The following is a 2,783-nucleotide window of genomic DNA, read 5'->3' on the forward strand; positions in this document are numbered from 1 at the left end:
AGCAGGTGGTCCAGGACCTGATGAAGAGCGGCTCGGTCCAGCGCGGCTGGCTCGGCGTCGAGATCCAGCCGGTCACCTCCGATATCGCCGAGTCGCTCGGCCTGAAGTCGGACAAGGGCGCGCTGGTCTCGAGCGCCCAGGATGGCGGGCCGGGCAAGAAGGCGGGTATCGTCGCGGGCGACGTGATCACCAAGGTCGACGGCAAGGATGTCGCCTCGCCGAAGGAGCTCGCCCGCATGATCGGTGCATTCGCGCCGGGCAAACCGGTCGATGTCACCGTCTGGCGCAACGGCAAGGACGAGACGGTCAAGGTCGATCTCGGCACGCTGCCGGCAAGCGACAAGCAGGCCTCGAACGACGACAGCAACAAGCAGTCGGCGCCGGCGGCCAAGGCCGACACGCTTGCCGATCTCGGCTTGACCGTCACCAAGGCGGAAAAAGGCAAGGGCCTCGTGGTCACCGACGTCGACCCCGACAGCGATGCGGCCGACCGCGGCATCCAGCCCGGCGACGTCATCACCTCGATCAATTCGAACGACGTGAACACCACCGACGATGTTTCCAAGGCGATGACGGATGCCGCCAAGGCCGGCCGCAAGGCCGTGCTGATGCAGATCACCCGCGACGACTCGAACCGCTTCGTGGCGCTGCCGGTCGGCAAGGGCTGACATCGACTTTCAGCTTCCCCATGGCGGTATCAACACCCCCGAGCCGCCGTGGGGAAACATGGGGCCGAGCACGTAAGTCAGTCACCGTGTTGCGCTCCTGGCGGCAGCGGGTTTCCCATCACCCGCTGCCGTTTTAACTTGAAGGCAAGACGATATGACTGCCCCTCAATCTTCCAATGAAATCGCGTATAACGGCTCCATGAAGATTCTCGTCATGGAAGACGATCGCGAGGCGGCGGACTACTTGCAGAAAGCCTTCGCCGAGGCGGGCCACACCGCCCATGTCGCCGGCGACGGCGAGACCGGCTTCGCGCTCGCCGATGCCGGCGACTATGACGTGATGGTGGTCGACCGCCTGATGCCGCGCCGTGACGGCTTGTCGGTGATCGCCGCGCTTCGCTCGCGCGGCAACACCACGCCGGTGCTGATCCTTTCGGCGCTGGGCGAGGTCGACGACCGCGTCACGGGTTTACGCGCCGGCGGCGACGATTACCTCACCAAACCCTACGCCTTTTCCGAATTGCTCGCCCGCGTCGAGGTGCTGAACCGCCGCGCCAGCGCGCGCGAGGCCGAGACGGTCTACCGCGTTGGCGATCTCGAGCTCGACCGGCTGTCGCATTCGGTCAAGCGCGCCGGCCGCGAGATCACGCTGCAGCCGCGCGAGTTCCGCCTGCTCGAATATCTGATGCGCCATGCCGGCCAGGTGGTGACGCGCACCATGCTTCTGGAAAATGTCTGGGACTATCATTTCGATCCGCAGACCAACGTCATCGATGTCCACGTCTCGCGCCTACGCGGCAAGATCGAAAAAGGCTTCGACAAGCCGATCCTGCACACGATCCGTGGCGCCGGCTACATGCTGAAAGGCGGCTAGAACCCGTTATGGCATTATCCCTGCCGGCCATCATGAAGACGACGGCGGCCCGGCTTTCGGCGCTTTATCTTCTGCTTTTCGCGCTCTGCGCGGTGCTGCTCGTCCTCTACATGACGTCGCTGTCGGCGCGCATGCTGACCGCGCAGACGCAGGAGACCATCAACGACGAGGTGCTGGGCCTGGCCCGCGCCTATCAGCGCGGCGGCCTGCCGGTGCTGGTGCGCGTCGTCGAGGCCCGCTCGCGCCAGCCCGGCGCCAATCTCTATCTGATCGCCGACGCCAACGGCCAGATCTTGACCGGCAATGTGCAGAGCCTGGAGCCCGGGGTCATCGAGACCGAGGGCTGGACGACGGACCCGTTTTCCTACCAGCGCTTCGGCGAAGGCGAGCTCGATCGGCTGCGCAGCGGCGGTTCGGACCAAGCCACGCCTCCGGCCAACGAGGGCAACACTCCACAATCGACAGGTGAGAAGGGGCACAACGCCATCGCGCTGGTGCTGAGACTGCCCAACCAGATGATCATGCTGGTCGGCCGCGATCTTGGCGAGCCCGAGCGCTTCCGCGCCGTCATCAGCCGCGCGTTGACCCTGGCGCTTGGCATGATGGGTTTGGGCGGCATCCTGATCTGGTTCTTCGTCGGGCGCGCCGCGCTAAAGCGCATCGACAGCGTCTCGGACGCCAGCCGCCGCATCATGGGCGGCGATTTGTCCGGACGGCTGCCGGTCACCGGCGCCGGCGACGAATTCGACCGCCTGTCCGAAAATCTCAATTCGATGCTGGCCAGGATCGCCATGTTGAACGAGGGGCTGAAGCAGGTCTCCGACAACATCGCCCATGATCTGAAGACGCCGCTGACCAGGCTGCGCAACCGCGCCGAGGCGACGCTCGCCGGCAGGCACAAGACGGAGGAGTACCGCCAGGCGCTTGAAGGCACGATCGCGGAGTCCGACCAGCTCATCAAGACGTTCAACGCCATCCTGATGATCTCGCGCCTGGAGGCCGGCTACTCCTCGGAACAGACCGGTCCCGTCGATCTCGCCGCCACGGTGAGCGATGTCGTCGAGCTTTACGAGCCGGTGGCGGAGGAGGCGGGGGTTGCCCTGGAAACGACCGTGTCCGAGGCCTTCACGATCAACGGCAATCGCGAGCTGATCGGCCAGGCGTTGTCCAACATCGTCGACAACGCCATCAAATACTCGACCGACGCTGCCGAGGCGCCGAAAGTACGGGTGGTGCTGGAG

3 protein-coding genes are annotated in these 2,783 nt (G+C 65.2%); all 3 read left to right on the forward strand.

Annotation, left to right across the window (positions count from 1 at the left end; all coding sequences use genetic code 11):
• Positions 1 to 668 (forward strand): PDZ domain-containing protein (locus FJ423_RS33335; RefSeq protein ID WP_140848025.1); only part of this gene is annotated, 668 nt, incomplete at its 5' end.
• A 199-nt stretch (positions 669 to 867) separates the two neighbouring features.
• Complete coding sequence (locus FJ423_RS33340) at positions 868 to 1,542, forward strand: response regulator transcription factor (RefSeq protein ID WP_140848027.1); 675 nt, start codon at positions 868 to 870, stop codon at positions 1,540 to 1,542.
• Positions 1,543 to 1,550: 8 nt separating this feature from the next.
• The coding region (locus FJ423_RS33345; protein ID WP_140848030.1) for a histidine kinase dimerization/phospho-acceptor domain-containing protein at positions 1,551 to 2,783 on the forward strand (1,233 nt) is incomplete at its 3' end.

It is taken from the genome of Mesorhizobium sp. B2-8-9 (assembly GCF_006439475.1).
In the GTDB taxonomy this organism is placed as follows: domain Bacteria; phylum Pseudomonadota; class Alphaproteobacteria; order Rhizobiales; family Rhizobiaceae; genus Mesorhizobium.